This is a genomic window from Fontivita pretiosa, assembly GCF_050410795.1.
Lineage (GTDB): Bacteria > Planctomycetota > Phycisphaerae > Tepidisphaerales > Tepidisphaeraceae > Fontivita > Fontivita pretiosa.
Map to the genome: position 1 here is coordinate 2,482,761 of NZ_CP191258.1, position 24,868 is coordinate 2,507,628.

Below are 24,868 nucleotides of genomic sequence, written 5' to 3' on the forward strand. Positions count from 1 at the left end.
TTGCCGCTGTTGGGAGTGAATGATATAGTCTTTGTAAGCAAAATACATGCCCTTGGATGAATGCTGTTAAATGGGGTAGTCATATGCAGTTAACGCAGACAACCTCGATGCGGATGGAGCAGCGGCAACTGCTGACCCCCCGCATGATCCAGAGCATGGAAATCCTCCAGCTTCCGCTGATGGCGCTGGAGGAACGGATCGAGCAGGAGCTGCAAAGCAACCCCGTGCTGGAGCTGCGCGAGCCGGAGCCTGAGGCCGCCGGGCAGATCCAGCAGGAGCTTGCCGAGGCCCGCCAGCCCCTGGCCGAGGGCGAACAGGCCCTGGTCGTCCGCGAAGACTCCAACGGCGCCGAGGACTTCGATCGCCTGGCCAAAATCAGCGAGTTCCTGGAGAACGAAGAGTTCAACACCAACGGCAGCGCCAATTTCCGTTATCAGTCGGCGGCATACGACGGCGAGCGCGACAAGAAGCTCGACGCGATGAACAACACCGCCGCTCGCGCCGCCAACCTCACCGAACACCTGCTCCAGCAATGGGCGTTCGTCGAGGCCCCCGAGAACATCAAACGCGCCGGCGAGGCGATCATCAACTACATCGACGCCGAAGGATACCTCCGCACGCCGCTGGAGCAGATCCAGGCCGAGTCCAAAACCCCCCTGACCCTGGAAGACCTGCAACGCGCGCTGACGCTGGTGCAGGACCTGGAACCGGCGGGCGTGGGGGCACGCGACCTGCGCGAGTGCCTGTTGCTTCAGCTCAGCGCGATCGAGGACGACCCGGAACTGGCTGAAGGACATGACTTCGACCTGGAGTACGCGCTGATCAGCGATCATCTTAAGGACCTGGAGATGAACCGCTACCCGCTGATCAGCAAAAAGCTGGGCCGAAGCATCGAGGAGATCAAGGCCGCCGTTCGCCGGCTGGCTCGGCTGCATCCGCATCCCGGAAAACAGATTGGCCGCGACGAAGCCCCCCCGATCACGCCCGATGCCATCGTCTACTTCGACCCGGACACCGGGCGCTACGAAATCGAGATGACCAACGATCCGGCGCCCAACCTGTACATCAACGGCATGTACCGAAAGATGCTGCGGAACAAGGCGGTGGACAAAAAGACCCGCGAGTTCCTCTCGGCCAACGTGCGCAACGCCCGCTGGCTGATCGAAAGCATCGAACAGCGCCGCAACACGATCTACCGGGTCATCCGCGCCGTCGTCGATGCGCAGAAGGACTTTTTCGACAAGGGACCGGAATACCTCAAGCCCCTGCCGATGATACAGGTCGCCGACCAGCTTGGCATTCACGTGGCCACGGTCTCCCGCGCGGTCTCGGAAAAGTGGATCCAGACCCCTCGCGGCGTGTTCCCGCTGCGCCGCTTCTTCTCCGGTGGAACCACCAGCGCCGACGGCGAAGACATGAGCTGGGACGCGATCAAGGAAAAGCTCAAGGCCATCATCGCCGAGGAAGACAAGCGCAACCCCCTCAACGACGACCAGATCGTGGCCAGGCTCAAGGCGCAGGGGATCGACATTGCCCGCCGGACCGTCGCCAAGTACCGCAAGCTGTTGAATATTCCCACGGCTCGCCAGCGACGCCAGTATTAGCAGCGGCTGAGCGAGGTTCCCCAAGCGCTGGATCGACTCAGCCAACTCGAGCCAAGCCTGGCGCGCTTGCATCCGTGCCCACTTCTGTCGATAATTGGACTTGATGATCGATTTTTAATCCCCAGGAGCCACCTTCATGAGTCAAGACCTGACCCCGCTGACTGACGCGATCAAAACCGGAAACCGTAATGAAGCCAAGCGCCTGACCAGCCAGGCCATCTCCCAGGGCGTGCCGGCGGAGAAAATCCTGGACGCGCTGGTGGCCGGAATGGACGACGTGGGGCGTCGATTCCAGTGCGGTGAGGCGTTTGTGCCCGAGATGCTCATCGCCAGCCGCGCCATGAAAGAAGCCATGGCGCTGCTGGAGCCGCTGTTGGTCGCGGCGGGGATCGAGCCGAAGTTCACCATCGTCATCGGCACTGTCCAGGGCGACCTGCATGACATCGGCAAGAACCTGGTGGCGATGATGTGGAAGGGCGCCAACTTCGCCGTGGTCGATCTGGGAACCAACGTCCCGCCGGAAAAATTCGTCGAAGCAGCCAAACAGCACAAGGCCAAGGTCGTGGGCATGAGCGCCCTGCTGACCACGACGATGCCGGCGATGAAGCAGTCGGTGGCGGCGATCCGCGAGGCGGGACTGAAGGACGTGAAGGTGGTGGTCGGCGGCGCGCCGGTGACGCAGATGTTCGCCGACGAAATCGGCGCCGACGGCTACGCCCCGGACGCCGCCAGCGCCGTCACGCTCGTACGCCAGCTCGTTCCGGCGTAACACGGAGCGAAGCCCGCAAGGGGAGAAAGGGTCAGGTCAATGGGGCGATGCGGCGCTGCGCCCTGAGGCGGCGGCAGCGCCGCATCGGCCCCTTTGCTGTTTGTGCTCCGGCTTTTGGCATCAATCACACAACTGAAAGGCATCGATGAAGCGTTTCTCCTCGCTTGCGATCAACGACCCGAGCGAACTGCGATTCGGCGTGGCGCCCAGACCGCTGCGCACCAGAAGCGGGCTGAACATCGGCGGGGGCGTGGTGTATCCCGAGCTGAACTTCACCCTGCCGCCGATGCTCATCCAGTCGGACACGATGCCCCAGGTGCTGGAGCAATACCGTCAGATGATTCGCGGCGCGCTGGCGCGCGCCGTGGAGCTGGAGCCTCCCGGGCTGGTCGTGGAGTTTGAGACCCTGCCGCCGATGACGCAGACCCCGCAGTGGGGCATCGACGTGACTCGCGTGCTTCTGGAGGCGATGCAGGAGGCGCGCGACAAACACGGCCTGAAGTCGGTCCTGCGCATCACTCCCAATGACACCCGCGAGTTCGAACGCCCGCCAAGAATGCGCGACGGCGAGCTGTGGGACAAAATGCTCCAGACGTTCGAGGGCTGCGCCGCGGCGGGGGCGGAACTGCTGAGCATCGAGTCGGTCGGCGGCAAGGAAGTGTGCGACGACGCGCTGGTGGCCGGCGACATGCCCGCCGTGATCTTCGGGCTGTGCGTGCTGGGTTGTCGCGACATGCGATTCCTCTGGACGCGGCTTGCGCAGATCGCCGCCCGACATGGCGCCACCTGCGCCGGAGACACCGCCTGCGGCTTTGCCAACACCGCGATGGTGCTGGCCGAACAGAAACTGATCAGCCGCGTCTTCGCGGCGGTGGTGCGCGCGGTTTCGGCGGTCCGCTCGCTGGTCGCCTACGAGTGTGGTGCCGTCGGTCCGGGCAAGGACTGCGGATACGAGAACGTGTACCTCAAGGCGATCACCGGCTATCCGATGGCCATGGAAGGCAAGACCGCCGCCTGTGCCCACCTCTCGCCGCTGGGCAACATCGCCGCGGCGGCGTGCGACACGTGGAGCAACGAGTCGGTGCAGAACGTCAAGCTTCTGGGGGGCATGGCCCCGACCGTCTATCTCGAACAGCTCATTTACGACTGCCGGCTGTTCAACGAGGCGCTGGCCGACGGCGCCGAGGCGGCGCTGGCGCTGCGCCGCTGGCTGGTTCGCTCCGACGCGCCGCTGGATCCTCAGGCTTACGTGCTCTCGCCCGACAGCGCGCTGGCCATCGCCCGCGCCATCGTCGCCGCCCCCGATCACTACAGCGCCGCAAAGGCCGCCGCCCTGACGGCCGTGCAACTGCTGCGTCAGGCCGTCGCCGACAAGTCGCTGAAGCTGCCCGAGCGCGAACGGCCCTGGCTGGATCGCATTCAGAAATCCGTCGAGGCCCTGCCCCAGCGCGAGGAGGCGTTCATCGCCCAAATGATGGACGAGCTGGACACCAGCAAGTTCCGGGCAGCCGATTACGAGCTGAGCTGATCGCCGCCGCACCGCGGGCGCGGCGGTCGCCAAATGCGCTTCTGCGGCGTAAGGTTGGCTGAGACGCCGTGAAGCAGGCGTCGGTTATCAGCATCATCTGCCGCTTGCGTGCGCACGATTGCTCACATTTCCGATCTTCATTTCGGCAGGATCGACCCGCCGGTTGTCGAGGCGCTGGTTGAGGACCTGAATCAGCGCAGGCCGCATCTGCTCGTGGCCAGTGGTGATTTCACTCAGCGGGCGCGACGTGGGCAGTACCGGGCGGCGGCGGCGTTTCTGGCGCGACTGCCCGGGCCGCAGCTCCTGGTACCCGGCAACCACGACATCCCGCTGTATGACCTGATCCGGCGGTTCATGTTTCCGCTTCAGAACTACCGCCGGCACATCTGCGCTGACCTGCGCCCGGTTTATCGCGACCAGGAAATGATCGTCATTGGCCTGAACACCGCCCGCAGCTTCAGCTTTTCACTGGACGGCTTCTGGAAGGATGGACGGATTTCCGAAGAGCAACTGCTGGACGTTCAGACCCAGGCCAGGGATCTGCCGCAGGATCTGTTGAAGATCGTGGTGACGCATCACCCGTTCATTCCCCCGCCGGGCGAAAGACTGCACGGCATCGTTCATGGCGCCGCCCGCGCGCTGGACACGATGCAGCGCTGCGGTGTGGATCTGCTGCTGGCCGGGCATCTGCACACCGGCTACAGCGGCGATGTGCGCACGCATCATGAAGCGGTCAAGCGGTCGATCCTGTCGATTCAGGCCGGCACCGCCACCTCCACCCGCCGCCGCGGCCAGCCTAACGCCTACAACTGGATCACCGCGTCGATTCGAGAGGTGACGATCGAAGTGCGAGCCTTTCTGGCCGGGCGATTCCAGACCGAGACGATCAGACGTTTTGTGCGTTGCGACGGGGTGTGGCAGGAGCAGGCCTGACGCCGGGGAACCGGTCGCCTCAGCTACTTCACCGTGATGATCTTCATCGAGCGCTCGATCCTGACGCGGCGCTGCCCGAAGTTGTTGTTCCACTCATAAAAGTCCCACGTGGCCAGGTACAGCCGCGTGGCGCCGCGTGGAACGACGAACTGCTGGGGCATGCCGTCATCGCGCCGGCCGTCGCCGATGAAAAAGATCTGCTTGCACTGCGGCTCCAGCCGGGTGAAGTTGCGTTTGTCGGCAGTCGAGAAGTCAAGATTGGGCGGGGCCGCAGTGCGATCCGGACGCTCGTCGGTGAGGAAAACTCCGACCAGAGCATTGATCGGACACCGCGTGTCGGCAATGCCGTTTTCGTTGCCATTGGTGTTGCGTCCGACGTCATCAAGCTGTCCATCGGGCTGGTAGTACGGCAGGTTCGGATCGTGCCGCGCGGTTCCCGAGATCGAATCAAAACTCAGAACCTGCCCCTCTACCAGAGGGAGGCTGAGCACAAGCTGCGGGGACTGTCTGGGGTTGCCGGAGGTGCCGGCGTAATCGGGGCTGTTGTGGGGGTTGTTGCGACTGGCGACGCTGCCGGGAGGCATCCCGGCCAGGAACGGATTGCCTGTGGCCAGCACGTTCTGATCGACGGAGATCGCCGGAATCACCATGGCGATGGATTCGGCCGACACATCGATCGAATCGAAGCCCAGGAGACTGGCGAACATCATCGGCAAAGCGTTTGCGCGCGCCCCCGAGCGGCGGGCGATCACCTGCACGGCGTTGGCGCTGCTGAGCTGCCAGCCGCCAAGCTCACTAAAGCTGCGGGTGGCTGGATCCCATCGCCCGATCTTCAGATCGTTGGACACGTCCAGTTCAACCGGGCGTCCGTCGGCCCGATTCAGGGTTGCGTAACTCCTGCCCACCTGCCGGGCGGAAACGCTGTCATTCGGGATGTTGGCGGCGGCGGCGCGGGCGGCACTGTCGGCGGCGGCTCGCAGCTCGGTCTTGGCCAACTGCACCCGGCCATAATCCACCGCCAGCGAGCACAGTCCCACCAGCACCAGCAGGCAGAACATCAGATAGATCACGGCCATTGCCCGCCGGTCAGTGCGCCGCGATGTCATTACAGGCGAGACACACCGTCCCTGCGGATTGATTGTTAATCGCCGCGTTCCGTTCATGTGTTGGTCCCTCGGAACAGGCCCGACCCTTTTGGTTGCTCGTATTCTTTGCCAAGCCGCGCGTGTTGGCCAGTCGCTCTGCCGGGCGTCAAACGGATATGGGACGTGGAAGTGTTTCGATTGTACGGGCAGTGGGGTTTAGGCGCAGTGCCTGTGCGCGCTGTCAGAAGCGAATCCGCCGGTCGTTGCCTTCCCCCTCGTACCAGCGGCCGGGCTTGAGGCTGATGCGCCGCAGGCCCGCGGATTTGCACGCCAGCAGAAGCTGCTGCTGCAACCCGGCCAGCAGGAGCTGCTTCAGCTCATACAGATGCGCAGAGCTATCGACCATGACCTTCAGCGTGCCGGCGTGGAAGCTCTCCAGCGCGCAGTGCTCCAGCAGCGGCTCGGGCACCAGCCGCATCCAGCATTCGGCGATCGTGCTCAGCTTCGTCTGCCGCTTCTGCACCGAATGCTTGAAGAAGCTGAGCATGTCCTGCCCCAGCGTGCCGGCTGAGGCCGCGGGCTGCTGCTTGACCCGATACAGCCGTCGCAGCTCGGCCTCTTCAATCGCCTGCCGTTGTCGCTCAAACATTGCAGCACCCCTGCCGACACCTCCGGCGCTACTGCAAGTTCACCGGCATGATCACGTAGAGGAAGTTCGGGCCGCCCTTGAGCAGGCCGGGGCGGTTGGGCGCGGTCATCTCGAAGGTGACTTCATCCGTGTCCACCACGCGCAAGGCTTCGATCAGGAATTGCGGATTGAACCCGATCTCGATGTCGGCACCTTCATACTTGCACGGGAAGTTCACCGTCGCCTCGCCGGCCTCCGGTGATCGGCTGGACAGAACCAGCCCTTTGCGGCTGAACTGCATACGCACGCCGCGGCTCTCTTCAGTGGTCAGCAGGGCCGCGCGGCGAATGGCGCTGAGCAGGTCGGCGGTGCCGGCGGTCATCTTCTTGTCGCATTCCTTGGGAATCACATCCTCGTACGGCGGGAACTGCCCCTCGACCAGATTGCTGGTCAGCGTGGCGTTGCTGGTGTGGAAGATGACCTGATTCTCGCGCATCTGCACCCCCACTGTCTCCTCCGGGTCGTCAATCAGCTTCTCCACCAGGTTCAGCGCCTTGACCGGCACAATCGCCCGCGAGCCGTCCTTCTCGACTTTGTTGGCGCTGACCAGCTCTCCCCTGGCCAGTGCCAGCCGCCGGCCGTCGGTGCTCACCAGACTGACTTTTTTGTTCTTCTGCGCCACGATCAGCACGCCGTTGAAGGCGTAACGGGTCGATTCCCTGGCGGCGGCGAAGATGGTCTGGTTGATGAGCTGTTTGAGGTGCCCGCCGACGATCTCAAAGTCGGCTTCGCCCTCGAAATCGGGCACCGGCGGAAAGTCGCCCACCGGCTGGGTAAAGATCTTGAAGTGCGAGTCCTGCCCCTTGATGTGGACCTGGTCTTTGTCCAGTTCGATTGAAAGCGTATCGTCCACGCTCTCGCGGACGATGTTGCAAAAGTTGCCAGACGGAACCAGGGCTTCCCCTGGCTGCTCGATCTGGACCTGGGCATCGCTGTAGCGGATGGCCACTTCCAAGTCCGTGGCGGCGATGGTGAGCCGATCGTCACCAGCGGTGAGCTTGAGGCACTGAAGCACCGGCTTGGGCGTGCGCGTGCTGACCACCGAACTGGCGACCGACAAGGCTTCCAGAAGTGCTCCCCGGTTACAGATGACTTTCATGGGCGGGTAATCTAACACCCCTTTTCCATTAAATGAACTTCAAGCAGAGCAGAAATAGTGATAAGCGTGCGCCGATTGTGGATAACTTCTTAATTTACCCCGCAACTTATGGTTTGATCGGAGGTTGTGTGCGTCTTTATCGGACTGATGCTGTGGACAACCTGTTGTGGTTGCTGTTGCCGGCCTCGCTTGGTCCAAGGTCGCTGCAACAGTCCGGGGGGCCAGGCCCGGCGACCGTGGCGCGCTGAGGCAACGATGCCCGCCCGCCGCGACAGTTGATGTCAGCTTGTACACCGGATTCGCACGGGGGTTGTCGCGAGTGCACGAGGTTTGGCTGGAGGCGATTTTCGCGGATTTCTGTTGAAGCCTGGTTAATCTTCTATAATATGTCATCTGCGGACATAAAGCCGCGGATTCGCCGACGCCTTTCACGTGGGTTTGGCTCAGGTTCCTTGGGTCCGGTGCCGGATGATGCACCACAGATTTGGGATTGGGAGATAGATGCCATGAGTCGTAGTGCGCTTCCCGTCGTCGTTGCTCCATGCTCGCGTACCCAGCTTCCGCATGAAAGGGATCTCCAAACACAGCGGCGCAAGCGCACGCCGCGGCGTCGGCGTTCTCGAGTCCTGCTGACGTCAGCGGCGATCGCAGCGCTGTGCACCGCCGTCGGTCAGACGCCGGCGGCCAACCTCGGTTGGGATGCCGACGGGCAAAGCCCCCTCAGTGGCGGCTCGGGGATTTGGGACACCTCCGCCGCCCGCTGGTGGGATGGCAGCGCGTTCGTCATCTGGCCGAACCTGACCAGCGACAGCGCCATCTTCGGCGGCGACAGTGGCGTCGTCCTGGTGGACACGGCCGTCAACGCCGACGCCCTGCTGTTTTCCAGCGACTACAGGCTGATCAACCCCGTGGCGGGCGTGCAGACCATCACGCTGGGCAGCGGCACGATCCACACGAGTTCCAGCCGCGTCGAGCTGGTCAATCCGATCTCCGGCGGCGCGATCACCAAGGAAGGAACCGGCGTGCTGATATTCCACGGCGGCAACAGCTTCACCGGTCCGCTTCAGATCAACGCCGGCACTGTGGCGCTGGGCAATACCCAGGTCGCCGACATTCCGCTGGTGGCCGTCAACATCGCCGCCGGCGCCGCGCTGGACCTTCGCTACACCGGCGGGGCTTTCAATGACTCGATTGGCATCCTCACGGGCGACGGCAACGTCTATCTCGGCACCCTGGGCGCCGGATTCAACACCACCACCGGCAGCTCACTGACCGTCGGTGGGGACAACGCCTCGGGAACCTTCGCCGGCGTGATCAGCGGCATCGGCGGCCGGCTGACCAAGGCCGGCACCGGCACCCTGCGACTGACCGGCACCAATACCTACACCGGACGAACCACCATCTCCGACGGCACACTCGAGCTGGCCGGCAGCAACGTCCTTCACGATCAGTCAGCAGTGTTTTTCGGCTCCACCGGCAACCTGGTGCTGTTCAACAGCGAGCGGGTCGGCTCGCTGGGCAGTGCCAACAACGGAACCATCGTGCTCAATGGCAACGAGCTGACGGTCGGCGCTGACGACTTCTACTCGGCTCAGTACAACGGGCGGATCATCGGCTCGGGGCGGGTGGTGAAGGTTGGCAGCGGCATTCAGCAGTTTGCCACCGGGGCCAATGCCAGTGACTACGACGGCGGGACGGTGATCCGCGGCGGGATCCTGATCGCCAGCACCGATGGCAAGCTCGGCAACGCCGCCGGCACCATCACGCTGGACGGCGGGGCGCTTTCCAACTTCTGGACCGTCAACCTGACGATGGCGCGCCCGATCGAGATCACCTCCACCGGCGGCGAGATCCGCGCCATCTCTGACAGCTCCACGCTGCGGACCGTGACCAACACGGGAGTGGTCGCCGGCAGCGGAACCCTGATCAAGGGTGGGCCGGGCATTTTGGCCTTGAACAACGCAGCGAACACCTGGACCGGCGGCACCCGCGTCGACGAAGGAATCATCTCCACTAACGCCTCGGGCGATTCGAGCACCCCGGCCACGCCGCTGGGAACCGGCTCGGTGTTGATGGAGCGCGGAGAGCTGCGACTGGTGCCCACCAACGTGGGCGGCGACCGGTTCATCAGCGTCGCCTCCGCCGCCGGCGGGCAACTCAGCTTCGGGCCCGGATCCCAGATCAACATCAACAAGAACGGCAACAACAGCCTGACGCTGACGATTGGTGATCCGGCCGCCACTGGCTCGACGCTGGTCCGCGGCGTGAACGGCACGATGACGATCATCCCCACCACAGGCGTGGCTGCGCTGGGAACCGCCACCGGTGAGAAAATCATCGTCAACGGCGGGATCCCCACCATCCCCACCAACGGCGGGGCCAACTCGATGGTTTCCCCGGCCATCGTCTCCTGGACCAACAACGGAAGCTCCGTCGGCGAATACCTGACCTACCACCCCACCAACGGCTTGCAGAAGGCGGTCTATTCGACTCTGACGGATATCAACCTGGCGGACAACACGACCCTGTTCGACGCGACCAGCGCGCAGACGCTCAGCGGTGATCGCAATGTGCTGGCGTTGCACACGCGCGGCAACACGATCGATGGAGCCTTCACCCTGCGGATCGGCAACGGCTCGGGTCCGGCCGGGATGATCATGAACATCGGCGGGCAGATCAACACTTCCGCGCTGACTTTCGACGGCTCCGAGGCCGTGATCTTCACGCAGAACACCGCCGTCGGAGCGATCAACGCGCCGCTGTCGATCAGCGGCAGCGGCGGGCTGGTGAAGATGGGGCTGGGGCGACTGACGCTCAACCAGCCGGCCAGCTACTCCGGGCGAACCACCGTTGCCGCCGGCATTCTGGTCGTCGGAACCGAAAACGCCCTGCCCATCGGCACCGACCTGGTGCTCAGCGGCGTGGCGGGAACCGGATCGGCCGCGGGCAACAACCAGGCGTCGCTGCGACTGCTGGCCAACCAGCAAGTCGCCTCGCTCACCGGTTACAACCAGCTTTCGGTTCTTGATCTGGGCAGCTTCACCCTCACGGTCAATCAGAGCAGCAACACGACGTTCAAGGGCACGATCATCGGCCCGGGCGGAACGCTGCACAAAACCGGCAGCGGGCTGCTCGTGCTCAATCCCTATGACGGCGCCTCGCTTTCGCAGGCCGCCGGCACGCATACGCAGAGCACCTACGGCAAGCTGCGGATCAGCGGCGGCACGGTGAGTTTGGGCACCTTCCACAGTCTGCCCGCCCCGCCGGCCGCACCCGTGCTTGACACCATCACGCTGGAAAACGGCGCGGCGCTGCGATGGACCGGATACCAGACCGCCACCAACACCCCCGCCACCAGTTCCAGCATCAGCGCCAACCGCGGCGTGACGCTGGGTGTTGGCGGTGGGATCATCGATGTGGCCAACCCCGACGAGATCCTGCTGTGGCAGGCTTCGCCTCAGGGAACGCCACAGGAGGTCTTCTCCGGCGTGGGCGGCTTGACCAAGACCGGTCCCGGCACCTTCCGGCTCAGCTACGGCAACACCTATGACGGCCCGACGCGAGTGTTGGCGGGCAACCTCCAGTTCCCCGGCGACAGCGCTCTTGGCGACGCCCCGGCCAGCCTCGTGCCCGACCAGCTCTTCATCGACAACAACGCGATGATCGAGTGGAACGACTCGGCCGGCACGATCGCCGCTACCCGGGGCGTGACCATCGGCGCCGGCGGCGCCCGCTTCAACGCACATTCCGGAAACCTCCAGTTCGACAGCCCGATCACCGGCGGAACGCTTACGCTGGTGACCCGTGGCGGCAATGGCGTGCTCTCGCTGAATAACGTCAACACCTTCTCGAGCCTGGTGCTGGAAGGCGCCGTGGCGAACTTCATGGTCTCCGGCTCGGCCGGCAGCGGCAGCATCAACGTCAACCCGAAGTTTCCCGTGACGCTGGCCAAAACCTCGGGCACCGGCGACACCACGCTCACCAACCCGGTCGTGCTCAACCCCGGCTCGACGATCGACGTTCGCGTCGATGCGGCGGCGGGAAATCTGATTCTGGCTGGTCCGATCAGCGGATCGGCCGGATTCACCAAGAGCGGGACGGCGACCACGGGCGACGGCACGCTGGTGCTCAGCGGGACGGGCAACAGCTACAGCGGCCCGACCGTGGTGCAGAAGGGTACTTTGCTGGTCAGCTCCGCCAATGCCCTGGGCACCGCCAGCGGCCCGACACTGGTCGCGCCCGACGCCACGCTGGCGTTTACCGGAGGGTTCACTTCGACCGTGCCCGAGCCGCTGTTCATCGCCGGCGGCGGGGTCGGCGGACAGGGAGCCGTGTTGAACGTCTCCGGCAACAACACCTATCCCGGCCCGGTGGTTGTGGCGCGGTCGGCGGATATCGCCGTAGCCGCCGACAGCCTGCAACTGGGCGCGATTCGCGGCGCCGCCACGCTGGGCAAGCTCGGCCCCGGGCAACTGATCGCCGAGCATGCACGAGTCAACCGCCTGGCTGTGGGCGCAGGCACGATGACGATCTCGACCAAGGGCAGCGCCAACGCCCCGGCCGGAACCAGCGTCATGCAGACTCTGGACATCGCCGGCGACGCCGCCCCCACCGCGAGGCTGGATCTGAACAACAACAGCCTGATCGTCAGCGCCGGTTCGCTCTCACTGATCACCGCGCAGCTCAAGAGCGGTCTGGAAAACGGCGGAAACTTCGACTGGCTTGGGCCGGGCATCGGCTCGACTCAGGCCAATGCCCAGAACACCACCGCCGGCAGCTTCCTGTATGGCCTTGGTGTGGTGCTGAACGATTTGGCCCAAGTGGGAGGCAGCGGGCCGATCTACACCGATTTCGCCGGTGTCAGCGGCCTGGTCGGCACGGAGGTGCTGGTGAAGTTCACCTACTTCGGGGATGCTGACCTCAGTGGCTCGATCGACGCGACGGACTACTCGCTGATCGACAACGGGTACGTCAACAGTCTCAGTGGCTGGATCAACGGGGACTTTGACTACTCGGGTGTGATCGACGCGACGGACTATGCCCTGATCGACAACGCGTATGTGAATCAGGCTGGTCCTCTGGCCGAGGCGCTGATCGCCGAGCATGCCCGGATGTTCGGCGGCGAGTACCTTGCAGCGCTTCGCGCGGTGCAGTCGGGCGTGGTTCCCGAGCCGGCGACGGCGGGTGTGCTGGTGCTGGGCGCGACGGCGATGCTGGGACGCCGGCGTCGCGGCCGATCTTTCGGGCGCGCGCCTCGGGACCTTGGCAGCTCGCTCGCCTGACGATTCAATGCCCGCATGGGCAAGGGCAAGCACAGGACGCCGCAGCGCACCGACTGGGGCGAAGTAGCCGAGTGGTACGATCAACTCGTCGGTGAGGCCGGCAGCGAGTATCACCGCCAGGTCGTGCTGCCGGGCGTGCTGCGGCTGCTGGCGCCGCGTGCGGGGCAGAAGATTCTGGACATCGGCTGCGGGCAGGGGGTTTTGTGTCGCCTGCTTGCCGACCGCGGCGTCGAGGTGACGGGAATCGACGCCGCCGAGGAGCTGATCCGCGTGGCGCGTCAGCGCGGGCCACAGTCGATCCGATACCACGTGGCCGATGCGCGCAAGCTGGACTTCCTGCCCGCGGCCCATTTCGATGCCGCCACGTGCGTGCTGGCGATCCAGAACATTCACCCCCTGCCGCCGGTGTTCGCGGGCGTGTCGCGGGCACTGCGCGATGGCGGGCGGCTGGTCCTCGTGATGATGCACCCGTGTTTCCGCGGCCCGCGGGAAACGAGCTGGGGGTGGGATCAGGCCGGCCAAGTGCAGTTTCGCCGCGTCGATCGATACCTGACTCCAAGAAAATCGCCCATCGTCATGCACCCCGGCGCCGATCCGGGCACGTATACGTGGACCTTTCACCGGCCGATCGAGTCGTACGTGAAGGCCCTGCGCAATGCCGGAATGGTGATTGACGCGATGCAGGAGTGGCCCAGCCACAAGCACAGCACCAGTGGTCCGCGTGCACACGCGGAGAATGTGGCCAGGCGGGAGATTCCGATGTTTCTGGCGATTCGCGCGTTCAAGCTGCCGGCGTCGGTGTGGAGACAGTTGTCGCCGGAGGTTGCGTCGGCCGACGCGAGCAGCTCCAGCGAGTCGCACGAGGCCCACTGACCATGCCCGCGAGCCGAGTCGATCAACGCATCATCGCAGATCGACGACGTTGGCCTGCGGCACGTGCGTGGTGATGACCTGCCTGGCCAGGTTGAACCACTGGCCGCAGCGGTCGAGCACGGCGCTGTCGGCGGTGACGACCAGGTGATCCGAGTCGGCCAGAACCTGATCAGGATTGGCGACGATCTGAACCGTCCACGGCCAGCCCCGCTCCTGTGCGATCTGCCGAATGATCTGGGCGAGCCGTCCGCTGTTGGAGACAGGCCTGTCCAGCCACCAGTTGCAGCGGCCGGCGCGAAGCTGCGCCAGCGTCTGCCCGACCAGCAGCAGGGCTGGAATCGTCTCATCGACCTTGCGATAGGTTCCGTGCATGCTGGCCATGTCGCGCCAGCAGGTGTCGCGTGCGATCAGCACGACTGCCCCGCCCAGGGCCGATTCGATCGTGGTCAGCAGGTTGTATCCGTCCAGATCGAGGTCTCGATCCGCAATGTCCTGGGGCATGAGTTGCCGCTGGAGCCGGCTGTGCAGCGCCTGGTCGGTGCAGGCGCATCTCATGACGGCGGTACGTTGGCGGGCGGTGAGGTTGTGGCGGTCGCCGACGAGCTTCAAGGCTGAAGGTTCGGCGTAGCCGCGGCTCAGCAGCCACGATAATTCCGCCACCGCCTCTCGCAGTGCCGGCCAGTGGCGCGCTGAAAACTGCTCGGCGTCTTCGGGATGTGCGCCGCGATGATGACGTTTGTCGGGCATCGGCGATCTGCGATTTTCGATTACACCCCGCCGCGCTGGCAATTCGCAAATCCAAGATCGCAATCGCGTGACGAAACATACAATGGCCCGCAATGGAGTGTGAAGCAACCCATTCATCGGCCACGCGCGCCACATCACCGCAATCAACTCGATGCGGCCATGCGCTGCTGCTGGGACTGTCGGCATGGATGCTGGGACTGGCGATTCATCTGACCGACGGGCTTTACTCCGGCGACGGGGTGGCGCTGCTGGTGTTGGCCCTGGCGTTTTGCATCGCAGGGGTGTTCGGCCGGCCTGTCGCGCTGTCGGATCGCGCAATGCGGAACCTGTTGCTTGCGCTGCTGATCACGCAACTGCTGGCGATGCTGCTGCGTCCGGCCGGGGCGTCGGCGGCGACCGTCCCCATCACCGATCAGCGCCCGTTCGACGCCGCCATCGTCGTCGCGCTGGGCGCGGTCGCGGCGATCGGATTCGCGCCCCGCCGTCGCGTCGTCGTGGCAGCATTCGCGCTGCTGCTGGCCACCCACGCAGCGATCGGCGCGTGGAAGATCCGAACCGCACCGCAGCCGAGGATCGACGTGTTCATCTTCCACACCCACGCCATCGACGCGCTGGCCAGAGGCGTCAATCCCTATGCGATCACCTTCCCCAACATTTACGAACCTCAAACCTGGACCTACGGGCCGGGCATCGTGCGCGACGGACGCCTTCAGTTTGGCTTTCCCTATCCGCCAATCGTTCTGCTGTACACCGCGCCGGCGCAACTGCTGGCGGGCGATTTTCGCTACGCGTATCTGCTGGCGATGCTTGTGTGTGGGGTATTGGTTGCGGCAATCGCGCGATTCTCACGCAACGGCCTGCTCCTGGCCGCCTTGTTCCTGTTCACGCCGCGCACGTTCTATGTTCTGGAGATGGGCTGGACCGAGCCGCTGAGCGCGATGCTGCTGGCGGCGGCGGTGCTGGCGGCGTTTCGGCGGCCGGGGCTGACGCCTCTTGCATTGGGGCTTTGGGTGGCGTGCAAGCAGTATCTGCCCCTGGCGCTGCTGGTGGTTCCGCTGCTGTATCGGCCATCGACGCCAGCACGCCGTGTGATCCGGGATCTGCTGATTGCGCTGCTGGTCGGCGGCGTGGTCACGCTGCCAGCGGCGTTGTGGGGACCGGCGGCGTTTTGGCGCTCGGCGGTGACGCTCCAGTTGCATCAGCCCTATCGGGCGGATTCGCTGAGCCTGCTGGCGTGGTGGGGGTCCACACGCCCGGGCTTCAGCGGGCCGGTGTGGCCGGCGTTTGCGCTGGCTGGCGTCGCGGTGCTGGCCACGCTGTGGCGCGCGCCGCGCGGCCCCGGCGCTTTCGCCGCCGCCGTTGCGCTGGTGCTGCTGGTCTTCTTCGCCTTCAACAAGCAGGCGTTCGCGAACTACTACTACCTGGTCATCGCCGCGCTGTGCATCTCGATCGCGGGCGATGGATTGCCGGACCTCGTTGAACAGGATTGGCTCAACCCGAGGCAGTTAGCAGGCCGATAACAGGGTTATCGGACCATGCGGACTCCCTGTGCGCTGAGTGCATTGCTGATGTGCCTGTCTCTGCCGCCTGCGGCGTGGGCGCAGCCGGCCCAGATCAGCCGTATTCTTCGTACTTTCGATTTCGAGGAACGTCAGTTGGGCAATGTGGAAGACCTGCCCATGCACTGGAGCAAGGTTCAGGGTCCGGGCCTGCCGCATTATGTGAACGGGCGATTGAGCAACGACCGGGCGCACAGCGGTTCGTACAGTTTTCGCCTGGACCTGAACGGCGGAAGTGTGATCTATCGCTACGACGCGGATCAGATTCGGGTGCAGCCCGGAGCGCACTACCGCGTGGAGGGCAAGGTGCAGACCACGCCGCTGCCGCACGCGCGGGCGCGGATTACGGCCTACTTTGTGGATCAGGATGGACGGATGATTCCGGGCAGCCTCAGGCATTCACAGCTCTTTTCCAGCCCGCCCGGGGACAAGTCCTGGCACAGCGTTGGTCTGGAGATCTCCTCACAGCCCGACGACGCCGGGCAGGCCGATCATCAGCAGGCCGCGCCGGCGTCGCTGGTGATCGAGCTGGGTCTGGTCCAGCCGATGCTGTACGCCCCGCCGCTGCTGGGGCAGCGGACACTGTTTCCGCAGGACATTCGCGGCAGCGCATGGTTCGACGACGTGACCGTCTCGCAGGTGCCGAAGGTGACGCTGAGCACCGACCGAGCGGGCAATATTTTCGGGCGATCGGATCCGCTGGTGCTGAAAGTTCTGGTCAACGACCGCTTCACCGACGACCTGGCGGCGCAGCTTGTCGTCAGCGATGCCCAGGGCCGCGCCGTCTACCAGCGCAGCGGCGCGCTGGACATGTCGGCGGCGCAGTCGCTGGGTCCGGGACGCAGCCGCATGACGCTGATGCTGCCGCAGTTGCCGCCCGGCTGGTTCCAGGCGGCGCTGGTGATGAGCAGCAAGGGGCAGTTTGTCGGGCGTCAGACGCTGGACTTCGTGCTGCTGGCGGACGAGGCGGCCGGGGCATCGCCCGACCCGCGATTCGGCATCGTCGCCACCGATCTGCCGATGGATGGCTGGGACGATCTTCCCGAGCTGCTTTCGATCCTCTCGGCCGGACGGGTCAAGCTGGCGGTCTGGAGCGAAACGGCCGACGTGCAGCAGCCAGGCTCGGCAACACGATTCGACCGGCTGCTGGAACGGCTGGGCGAACTGCGCATCGAGCCGACCGCCTGTCTGGCAGGCGTGCCGCCCACCATCCTCCAGAAGCTTCAGCAGCGCAGTTGGCAGCAGCCGTCGGAGGCGTCGCGACAGGCGCAGGTCGATGAGTCGCCATGGCTTCAGTTGCTCAAGGCCGATGCGCAGCTCTGGCAACCGCAACTGGCCTACCTGGTGGCGCGCCATGCCGCGCACCTGTCGCGCTGGCAGGTCGGCGCCGACGGCTCGGATGAATTCGTCACCGATCCCCGCATGCGACAGGTGTACGACAGGCTCTATGAGGAATTTGCACGGCTGATGCAACGCCCGGACCTGGCGATGCCCTGGCCGGCGTGGTACGAGCTGAGCGGCCGCCTGCCCGCAACCGTGGCGCTGCACATCAAGCCGGGCGTTCTGCCCTCGCAGGTGCCGCTGTATGTCAACGATCTGGGGGCCAACGAGAATCTGTCGATCTTCCTTGAGCCGCTGGCTCGCGAACAATACGGACGCGACGTGCAGATCCGCGACCTGGCGCAGCGGATTGTCTACGCGCTGTCGGCCAATGTGCAGCGCATTGACCTGAAGCTTCCGTTTGCGGTGCAGGGCGCGCACAACGATCCCGGCGGCGATGAGCACGAGCTGCTGGTCAAGCAGCCGCAGGAGCTGTTCATCATCATCCGCACGATCATGTCGATGCTGAGCGGCGCCAGCTTTCGTGGCAAGCTGCCGATCGCCGAGGGAGTCGAGGCGTTCCTGTTCGACCGCGGCGGGCAGGGGGTGCTGGTGCTGTGGGATCGCGGCGTCAGCGGCGGGGTGCGGCAGCTTGCCATCGACCTGGGACGCCAGCCCCGTTGCGTCGATCTGTGGGGCAATGTCACGCCTCTGGTTCACGCCCAGCAGGCGGACGGCGGCGAATCGGCCAGCGTGCGCTTGCCAATCGGTCCCATGCCGATCTTCCTGGTGGACATCGACGCCCAGCTCGCTCAGCTTCGCGCCAGCGTGACCCTGGACAATCCCCTGCTGGAATCCAGCTTCAAGCCCCACACCCGCAGAATCCGATTCACCAACCCCTATCCCCAGGCGATCAGCGGATCATTCAAGCTCCTCGCCCCGCCGGGATGGACCATCAATCCCCCGACACAAACCTTCTCGCTGAACCCGGGCGAAACGCTCCAGCGCGAGCTGACCATCGAGTTCCCCTACAACAGCTTCGCGGGAACCAAGTTCATCCAGGCGCAGTTCAACGTGCAGGCCGACACCAACTCCACCTTCATTACCCCGATCGCGCTGAAGCTGGGCTTGAGCGATGTTGGACTTCAGACCCTGGCGCTGCGCGACGGCAACGACGTGATCGTGCAGCAGATGATCACGAACTATGGCCAGCGGCCGATCGACTACACCGCCTTTGCGCTGTGTCCCGGGCATGCGCGGCAGGAGCGGCTGGTGACCAACCTCGCGCCCGGCCGAACGACCATCAAGAAGTATCGCTTCCAGAACGTGAAACTCACCGCCCAGAGCAAGATCCGCAGCGGGTTGAAGGAGCTGGATGGAACCAGAATCCTCAACGAGGAAGTGGCGGTACAGTAATCACACACCCGGAGCTGTGGGGCAATCCGAGCCGCGACGCCAGGATGTTGCTCACCAGTCGATCGCTTACCTGATCGCGATATTCCAGATCTGCCACTGCCCGCCGCGATTGGAACGGAAAAACACGCTGTTTCCGGTCAGGTCGAAAACCGGGCAATCGTCGTGGCTGGCGTTGGCGGTGATCTGCACAGGCTCGTGGGCTGCGCCCTGGGCGTTGGACAGGTCCAGCATCCAGATGTCGTAGTTGTTGCGACCGTCGGCGGTGGCGCGGTCGGAGGCGAAGACGATCTTGCTGCCGTCGCGGCTCCAGCTCGGGTCGCATTCATCGGCATCGGGCGTGTTGGTCAGGTTCTGCGGCACGCCTCCGCCGTCGCTGACGCGGAAGATGTCGCGCTTGCCGGTCTTTTCGTTGACGGCGGCGAAAATGATCGCGTCGTTTCGCGGGCTGACGCGCGGCTGCGTGCCCCCCAGCGTCGTCAGGTCCGTCTGGAAAATCGTCCCCAGTTGCGTCATGTACAGCCGCGGATCCGCACGCGTGTCCACCATCGCCTGGTAGAACAATCGCGGCTTGGGATCCGAATCGATCGTCGGCCAAAGGTCATTCGTGTCGCCGGTGGTCAGGCGCGTGATGCCTGGCGCGCCGTCGGCGGAGATGGCGTGCACCTGGAGCTTCCTGGCCGAGCGGTTGGACGAAAACAGGATCTGGTCTCCCCTTGGGCTGTACCAGGGCATCAGGTCCAGGCTTTTGCCGTCGGTGAGGATGCTGGCCCCGCCGCTGCCGTCGGTGTTGATCAGCAGTAACTGCGAGCGGAACTCCGAGCGCGCCGCGGTGGCGCCAGCGCCGGCGTCCGGCGAGGCGCTGAGCACCGAGAACACCAGCTTGGTTCCATCTGGCGAGACCGCCAGCGAGCCGATCTGCGTTCCCTTGGCCAGCCGCGTCAGTTGCTGCGGCGACGGTCGCTCCGGCTCGGTCACGTCCTTCATCGCGATGGTGTCCACCCACTCGGGCACGACTTCCCACCCGTCATCGGTGCGACGCATGTTCGGCATCAGCAGCTTGACCGGACGGGTGAGAATCTCCTTGAGCGTGACACGATACTCCGTCCGCCCGTTCTCCCAGCCGATCGTGAACGACTGCGGTTCCCATTCCGAGTCCGCCGTCTTCTTGCTGACCGTGCAGGTGTAGGTTTTCAGCTCCGCCTTTTCATTGACCGGAGGGAATTGAAGCGTGGCGAAGGCTGTGCCGCTGCGGTCGGAGGCGATCTCGTGCCCGTCGATCTTCACCACCGCGCCGGGCGGATCGGTGACGATCCGAATGTCCTTGGTATACACGCCCAGGTCCACGTGATAGTCCGTGCGGCCATTGTCCCAGGCGATGGTGATTTCCCCTGGCATATACCCCGGTTTTTCGGCGCGGAGCTTGCGCGGAACAAATTCATTGCTGGCCGGGTCCACAGGGAACTCCACCGCCGCGCCACGAACCGGGCTGACGCCCAGCTTCTCGTAATCGATCAGCACCTCCGCTCCCGGCGGCTCGGTGGTGATGTTCAGATTCTTCTTTTTGGCCTGTAGCAGCAGCGTGTAGCTGGGATCGCGGTCGGTCCAGCTCACCGTCTGCACCGCCGGATCGTAGTTGGGCCTTTCTGCGGTGATGGTGTGGGTGATCCACTGGTTTTTGGAATCGACGGTGAATTCCAGTTCTTTGGAGATGGCGGTGACCGGCTCGCTGGTGATCGGCTTGCCATCCACGCTGATGATCGCCGGCACGGGCGCGACGGTGATGTGAATCACCCGGGTCAGCGGTTTGAGCTCGATCAGCAGATCCGGGCGGTTGTAATCACGATTGAGCGTAACCGGGGTGTCCTTGTAGCCCATCCGCGAGGCCACCACGCGGTGCGTCTGCTCGGCGCTGGAGAAGGTGAAGGTTTCGGTGACGGGCCCGCGGCCGCGGGTCACGCCATCGATCGAGATCGTCGCATCGGCGGGTTTGGTGCTGATGGTGACCACTCGTGTCGTGGCGCAGCCGCCGACGAGCAACGCCAACGCCACAATGCATGTCAATCGCTGAATCATCGGACCATCTCCACAGCATGCCCCGGCGCCGCCGGCGCATTCGCTACAGCCTTGATGGCCCGATGATAGCCGATGTCGCAGATCCAGCCAAAGCGGGCGGCGATGCGGATGCGGGCGGAGCGCGCGATGCAGGGCGTCGGCCAGTGCCGCAGCAGCGGGATTGTGAATCGATGTGCGCAAACCAGAACGCCCACGAAGTGAGTCGCGAGCTCACCGCGTGGGCGTCATCTGGCATCGGACCGATTTTGCTGGCAAGTCTGCTCCCGGCCTGGGCCCGCCTCGGTCCGCTCGGCACCAAGGATCAGGGGACTGCTCCTCGGTACGGACGGTTCATGCCGATCGTTCGCATCGGCATCACTCACCCAACGGGGTGGCGTAGCGGTTTCCCGACTGGACGGCCGTGGGATTTCGCTGTCCCGGACCCGTTCCATGGATCCGCCGCTCTTCGCCGCCCGTTACCAAGCGACTGTCGTGCGGCTTGGGTCCGACGCACTGGTTGTCGGGGGACTCTCTCCCCGCGGGCCAGTGCATCACATGCGGCGACGATAACCCGACTTGCCTGCTTCGGCGTTTTTCGGCGCCGATTAGTTCCGGGTGGCCCCGCGACCGGCACTCGCTTTCGCAAGCGCCAGCCGCGCGCGTCTTGCGACGCCGTCGCTGGCCGCCGACTCCTGCCGTGCCCGCCATTTGCTTGCTTCGCACGGCCTTACGATTCCGTCGAGGAGCCGGACTCCGTATCAGGAGCCTTTTCCAATTTCGCCGGCCGATTTCTCGTCCGACGACGCAAAGCACTATACGCGATGCAAGCACATTCCGGATGCGTTTTCTTCAAGCGCAAAATGAGTTATCCACCGTCGCCTGTAACTCCTTTGTCCGGCAACGCAATCGCGGTGCACAACGCGGTGGATATCGTGACTTGAGCGGAAATATTCGCCAAAGACTCGACGGAAAAAAACTGCGCGCTGGCTTTGTGGGCACCTGGGTCCCGGGGCAATCATGATTGCCGATCTTGCCGCCCGCAGTCGTCGGGATGTGCGTGGAGAATGACGGGGAAAGCGAAACTCTGCGTGTAGCGATAGGTCTTGTAGCCGCGCTCCTGGATCAACCAGATCATCAGGAAGTAAAAGCCCGAAAGGATCGGGCAGAGCAAGATGATCACGCCAGCCATGAACAGCGCGTCGTGATCCCAGGCGAGCAGCCGCAGCAGCGCGAGGATGAGGCCCACGCTCAAGCCCGATCTCAATGCGCCGTGGATGAGCACAAATCGCCAGATCCCCTGCTGGCGCTTGAGCTGCCAGTAGCTCCAGTCATCGGGGCAAGCAACTGTCGCGGCCGCGGACGCCGGCCGTCGACCGCGCGCCGGTGTCGCCGGCTGCTGGAGGGCAATCCTCGGTGTGTCAGATGGGTCGAGATTTGGCGGCTGCGGATCGGACACGCCAACTCCTGTGATCACTGCGGCGATTCAGGCCGCTGACGCTTGCGGGGACACAAGCCCTCGCCCTGGCTCACAGTCGCCGTCCGCAGCGGCGGCAGAAATTGGCATAGTGCGGATGGGCCGCGCCGCAGCCCTGGCAGATTCTGTTTTGTGCTGATGAGTTGAATCGCCGGCCCTGGGATGCCGTTGCGATCAGCACGACCAGCAGCACCGTCGCCACCAGGATCACAAAAACCGGAGGGAACTCCACCATCTGGGCCACTTGTGCCGCAGCGCACGTCAGGTACATCATGCACCGCACCTTTCCGTGTACGACTCGATCGCCAAGGCCGATGCTTCCGGCGCTCATTATAAGCCGGCGCAGGTTGCGTGCCGGAAGAAATGCCTGAAAGGCGCGCACACATGCTGAGACGAAGCCTCAAAAGCGGGGCTCCGCCCATCGTGCTTGCATGCGTTGCGTAGGCTGGTTTGTGGTACAATGAGCCGCATGGAACTGACCGCGGACCAGCGGCGACTCCTGCTGGATGTGGCGCGGCAAACCATCCGCGCGGCGCTGAGCGCGCCGGGCGGGGCGGTGGCATCGCCCGGCCAGCCCGGCTCAAACCAGGCCACGCCCCCCACGCCGGATGATCCGGTCCTGCATCAACACGCCGGGTGTTTCGTTTCCCTTCATACTCTGGACACGCACCGCCTGCGCGGGTGCGTCGGCAGGCTCGACTGTCGCGATGAGCTGATCGACGCGGTGCGACAGTCAGCCATTAATGTGCTGCATGATCCCCGCTTCGTGGACTGCCCGGTGACGCTGGAGGAACTGCCCGGGCTGGAGATCGAATTGACGGTGGTTTTTCCGATGGAGCAGGCGGCACACTGTTTGGATTTCCAGCCGCAGGAGGATGGAATCTTCCTGACGATCGGCGACCGTGGCGGATGCTTTCTGCCGCAGGTGGCGCGGGAGACCGGCTGGTCTCGAGAGCAACTGTTGGCGCGGCTTTGCACGGAGAAGCTTGGCCTGCACCCCGACGCCTGGCGGTACGACGAATCGGCCAGACTCTACAGGTTCAAGACGCTGGTAATCGGTCCTGAGCCGTTCTGCCCGCCGGCAAGCTCCAGCGAATCCACACCTGCCAGCGAGTCGGCCAGCAGCAGCACATCGTCGTCGGCGAAGGAAATTCCCGCCCATCGCTGCTAGAGTTGTCCACACCATGGCAAAGACGGTATCGATTCCTGCGGTGTTGGTCTGTTGGCTGGCGGTGTTGCTCGCGTGCGGCTGCGACCGCGATCAGCAGGCGATCCGCACGTATCAGATTCCCAAGCAGCCATTGGGAGCCGGGGCGACGACCCTGCCGGATGCCACAGCCTCAGAACGCGCCGCCGCATCATCAGAGCAGGGTGCTGCGCGGCAGGGGGCGCCGCTGCATGCCAGTGCCGCGGGCGGCGCCGGAACGCTTCGCTGGGACGTTCCCGAAGGCTGGCAGGCGATCGCGGCCGGGCAGATGCGCGTGGCGGCGTATCAGGTTTCGCCGCAGAACCCCGAGGTGGTTCTGACGGTGATCCCGCTGGGTCCGGAGGCCGGCGAGCTGCTGCCGAACGTCAACCGCTGGGAAGGGCAGATTGGCCTGCCGCCGTCCAAGCCACAGGATCTGCCACGAGTCGTCAAGCGCATCGAGGTTGCTGGCAAGGCGGTGGATCTGATCGATTTGAGTGGGCCTGAAGACGCCAACCCGCGGCTGGCGCTGCTGGCGGCGATCGTGCCGCACGAGGGGCGGGTGTGGTTTTTCAAGCTGGCCGGGCCGATGCAGGTCGTGGCGGCGCAGCGGGAGAAGTTCGAGTCGCTGATTCGCTCGATCCGTGTGGATGAAGCCGGGCCGCCTCCCGCCCAGGCCGGCCCCGGCGAACTGCCGCCGGGACATCCGCCCATTGGCGGCGCCGCGCCGAGCACCGCAGCGGCCACGCCGCAACTTCCGCAAGGCCATCCGCCCATTGCGGCGCTGGCCGCCGCTTCGGACATCCGCTACGACCTTCCCCAAGGATGGATCAAGGACGATCCCAAGCCGCTGCGTCACGTATCGTTCACGGTGGCCGGGCCTGGCGGGCAGGCGGCCGAGATGATCGTCTCAAAGCTTGAGGCCGCCGGCGCGGGAACCTACCTGGACAACATCAATCGCTGGCGTGGACAGGTGGGCTTGCCGCCGATCAAACAGGGTGATCCGCAGCCCGTCGAGCAGCTCACCGTTGGCGGCGCCGACGCGGCGAAATACGACCTGGTCGGACCCAACAAACGCATGCTGGTCGCCGTTGTCGCCAAGGGGCCCGATTTGTGGTTCTTCAAATTCAGCGGCCCGACAAAGCTGATCGATCAGCACGAGCCAGCCTTCGACCGTTTCCTGAATTCCGTGCAGTTCGTAACCGACCCGACCAGCCAGAGTCCCAGCCGTGACCCAGACCAGCACTAGATCA

At 64.6% G+C, this 24,868-nt stretch carries 17 protein-coding genes; 10 read left to right on the forward strand and 7 right to left on the reverse strand.

Annotated features, from left to right (window positions below; translation table 11 throughout):
* Nucleotides 1–83 precede the first annotated feature (83 nt).
* From rpoN to ACQS5P_RS10125, 4 genes are all read left to right on the forward strand, one after another.
* Nucleotides 84–1,604 (forward strand): RNA polymerase factor sigma-54, encoded by a 1,521-nt coding sequence (gene rpoN, locus ACQS5P_RS10110; protein WP_428940768.1) that lies wholly within the window; start codon nucleotides 84–86, stop codon nucleotides 1,602–1,604.
* Between the two features lie 136 nt (nucleotides 1,605–1,740).
* Nucleotides 1,741–2,373: a corrinoid protein gene (locus ACQS5P_RS10115; RefSeq protein WP_428940769.1), complete on the forward strand. Its 633-nt coding sequence runs from the start codon at nucleotides 1,741–1,743 to the stop codon at nucleotides 2,371–2,373.
* Nucleotides 2,374–2,518: 145 nt separating this feature from the next.
* On the forward strand, nucleotides 2,519–3,901 hold the full coding sequence (locus ACQS5P_RS10120; RefSeq protein WP_428940770.1) for a methyltransferase MtaB domain-containing protein: 1,383 nt from the start codon (nucleotides 2,519–2,521) through the stop codon (nucleotides 3,899–3,901).
* 108 nt (nucleotides 3,902–4,009) lie between these two features.
* Nucleotides 4,010–4,834: a metallophosphoesterase family protein gene (locus tag ACQS5P_RS10125; protein ID WP_428940771.1), complete on the forward strand. Its 825-nt coding sequence runs from the start codon at nucleotides 4,010–4,012 to the stop codon at nucleotides 4,832–4,834.
* 23 nt (nucleotides 4,835–4,857) lie between these two features.
* Here ACQS5P_RS10125 and ACQS5P_RS10130 read toward each other — a convergent pair whose 3' ends face one another.
* The 3 genes from ACQS5P_RS10130 to dnaN form a co-directional block, all read right to left on the reverse strand.
* Complete coding sequence (locus ACQS5P_RS10130) at nucleotides 4,858–5,910, reverse strand: pilus assembly protein TadG-related protein (RefSeq protein ID WP_428940772.1); 1,053 nt, start codon at nucleotides 5,908–5,910, stop codon at nucleotides 4,858–4,860.
* Nucleotides 5,911–6,160: 250 nt separating this feature from the next.
* Complete coding sequence (locus tag ACQS5P_RS10135) at nucleotides 6,161–6,568, reverse strand: DciA family protein (protein WP_428940773.1); 408 nt, start codon at nucleotides 6,566–6,568, stop codon at nucleotides 6,161–6,163.
* 28 nt (nucleotides 6,569–6,596) lie between these two features.
* Entirely contained in the window at nucleotides 6,597–7,706 is a 1,110-nt protein-coding gene (dnaN, locus tag ACQS5P_RS10140) for a DNA polymerase III subunit beta (protein ID WP_428940774.1), read from the reverse strand.
* 506 nt (nucleotides 7,707–8,212) lie between these two features.
* Between dnaN and ACQS5P_RS10145 the strand changes: the two genes are divergently transcribed.
* Nucleotides 8,213–12,988, forward strand: coding sequence for a beta strand repeat-containing protein (locus tag ACQS5P_RS10145; RefSeq protein ID WP_428940775.1), 4,776 nt, complete (start codon nucleotides 8,213–8,215; stop codon nucleotides 12,986–12,988).
* 15 nt (nucleotides 12,989–13,003) lie between these two features.
* The gene (locus ACQS5P_RS10150) at nucleotides 13,004–13,861 is read left to right on the forward strand and encodes a class I SAM-dependent methyltransferase (protein WP_428940776.1); all 858 of its coding nucleotides are present in this window, start codon (nucleotides 13,004–13,006) and stop codon (nucleotides 13,859–13,861) included.
* Nucleotides 13,862–13,891: 30 nt separating this feature from the next.
* On the opposite strand, the gene ACQS5P_RS10155 is transcribed toward ACQS5P_RS10150, so the two are convergent.
* Nucleotides 13,892–14,608: a DUF434 domain-containing protein gene (locus ACQS5P_RS10155; protein ID WP_428940777.1), complete on the reverse strand. Its 717-nt coding sequence runs from the start codon at nucleotides 14,606–14,608 to the stop codon at nucleotides 13,892–13,894.
* Nucleotides 14,609–14,700: 92 nt separating this feature from the next.
* On the opposite strand from ACQS5P_RS10155, the gene ACQS5P_RS10160 reads away from it, so the two are divergent.
* Nucleotides 14,701–16,128: a hypothetical protein gene (locus tag ACQS5P_RS10160; protein WP_428940778.1), complete on the forward strand. Its 1,428-nt coding sequence runs from the start codon at nucleotides 14,701–14,703 to the stop codon at nucleotides 16,126–16,128.
* Nucleotides 16,129–16,143: 15 nt separating this feature from the next.
* A complete protein-coding gene (locus ACQS5P_RS10165; RefSeq protein WP_428940779.1) occupies nucleotides 16,144–18,903 on the forward strand; it encodes a hypothetical protein in 2,760 nt (919 codons plus the stop codon).
* 66 nt (nucleotides 18,904–18,969) lie between these two features.
* On the opposite strand, the gene ACQS5P_RS10170 is transcribed toward ACQS5P_RS10165, so the two are convergent.
* The 3 genes from ACQS5P_RS10170 to ACQS5P_RS10180 form a co-directional block, all read right to left on the reverse strand.
* Nucleotides 18,970–20,976, reverse strand: a complete 2,007-nt coding sequence (locus ACQS5P_RS10170) for a hypothetical protein (RefSeq protein WP_428940780.1) — start codon at nucleotides 20,974–20,976, stop codon at nucleotides 18,970–18,972.
* Nucleotides 20,977–21,970: 994 nt separating this feature from the next.
* Entirely contained in the window at nucleotides 21,971–22,411 is a 441-nt protein-coding gene (locus tag ACQS5P_RS10175; RefSeq protein WP_428940781.1) for a hypothetical protein, read from the reverse strand.
* A gap of 70 nt (nucleotides 22,412–22,481) precedes the next feature.
* Entirely contained in the window at nucleotides 22,482–22,703 is a 222-nt protein-coding gene (locus ACQS5P_RS10180; RefSeq protein ID WP_428940782.1) for a hypothetical protein, read from the reverse strand.
* A 195-nt stretch (nucleotides 22,704–22,898) separates the two neighbouring features.
* Here ACQS5P_RS10180 and amrA point away from each other — a divergent pair, with 195 nt between their 5' ends.
* Both amrA and ACQS5P_RS10190 read left to right on the forward strand, forming a co-directional pair.
* A complete protein-coding gene (amrA, locus tag ACQS5P_RS10185) occupies nucleotides 22,899–23,600 on the forward strand; it encodes an AmmeMemoRadiSam system protein A (RefSeq protein ID WP_428940783.1) in 702 nt (233 codons plus the stop codon).
* Between the two features lie 13 nt (nucleotides 23,601–23,613).
* Entirely contained in the window at nucleotides 23,614–24,864 is a 1,251-nt protein-coding gene (locus ACQS5P_RS10190) for a hypothetical protein (RefSeq protein ID WP_428940784.1), read from the forward strand.
* The last annotated feature ends 4 nt before the right edge of the window (nucleotides 24,865–24,868 follow it).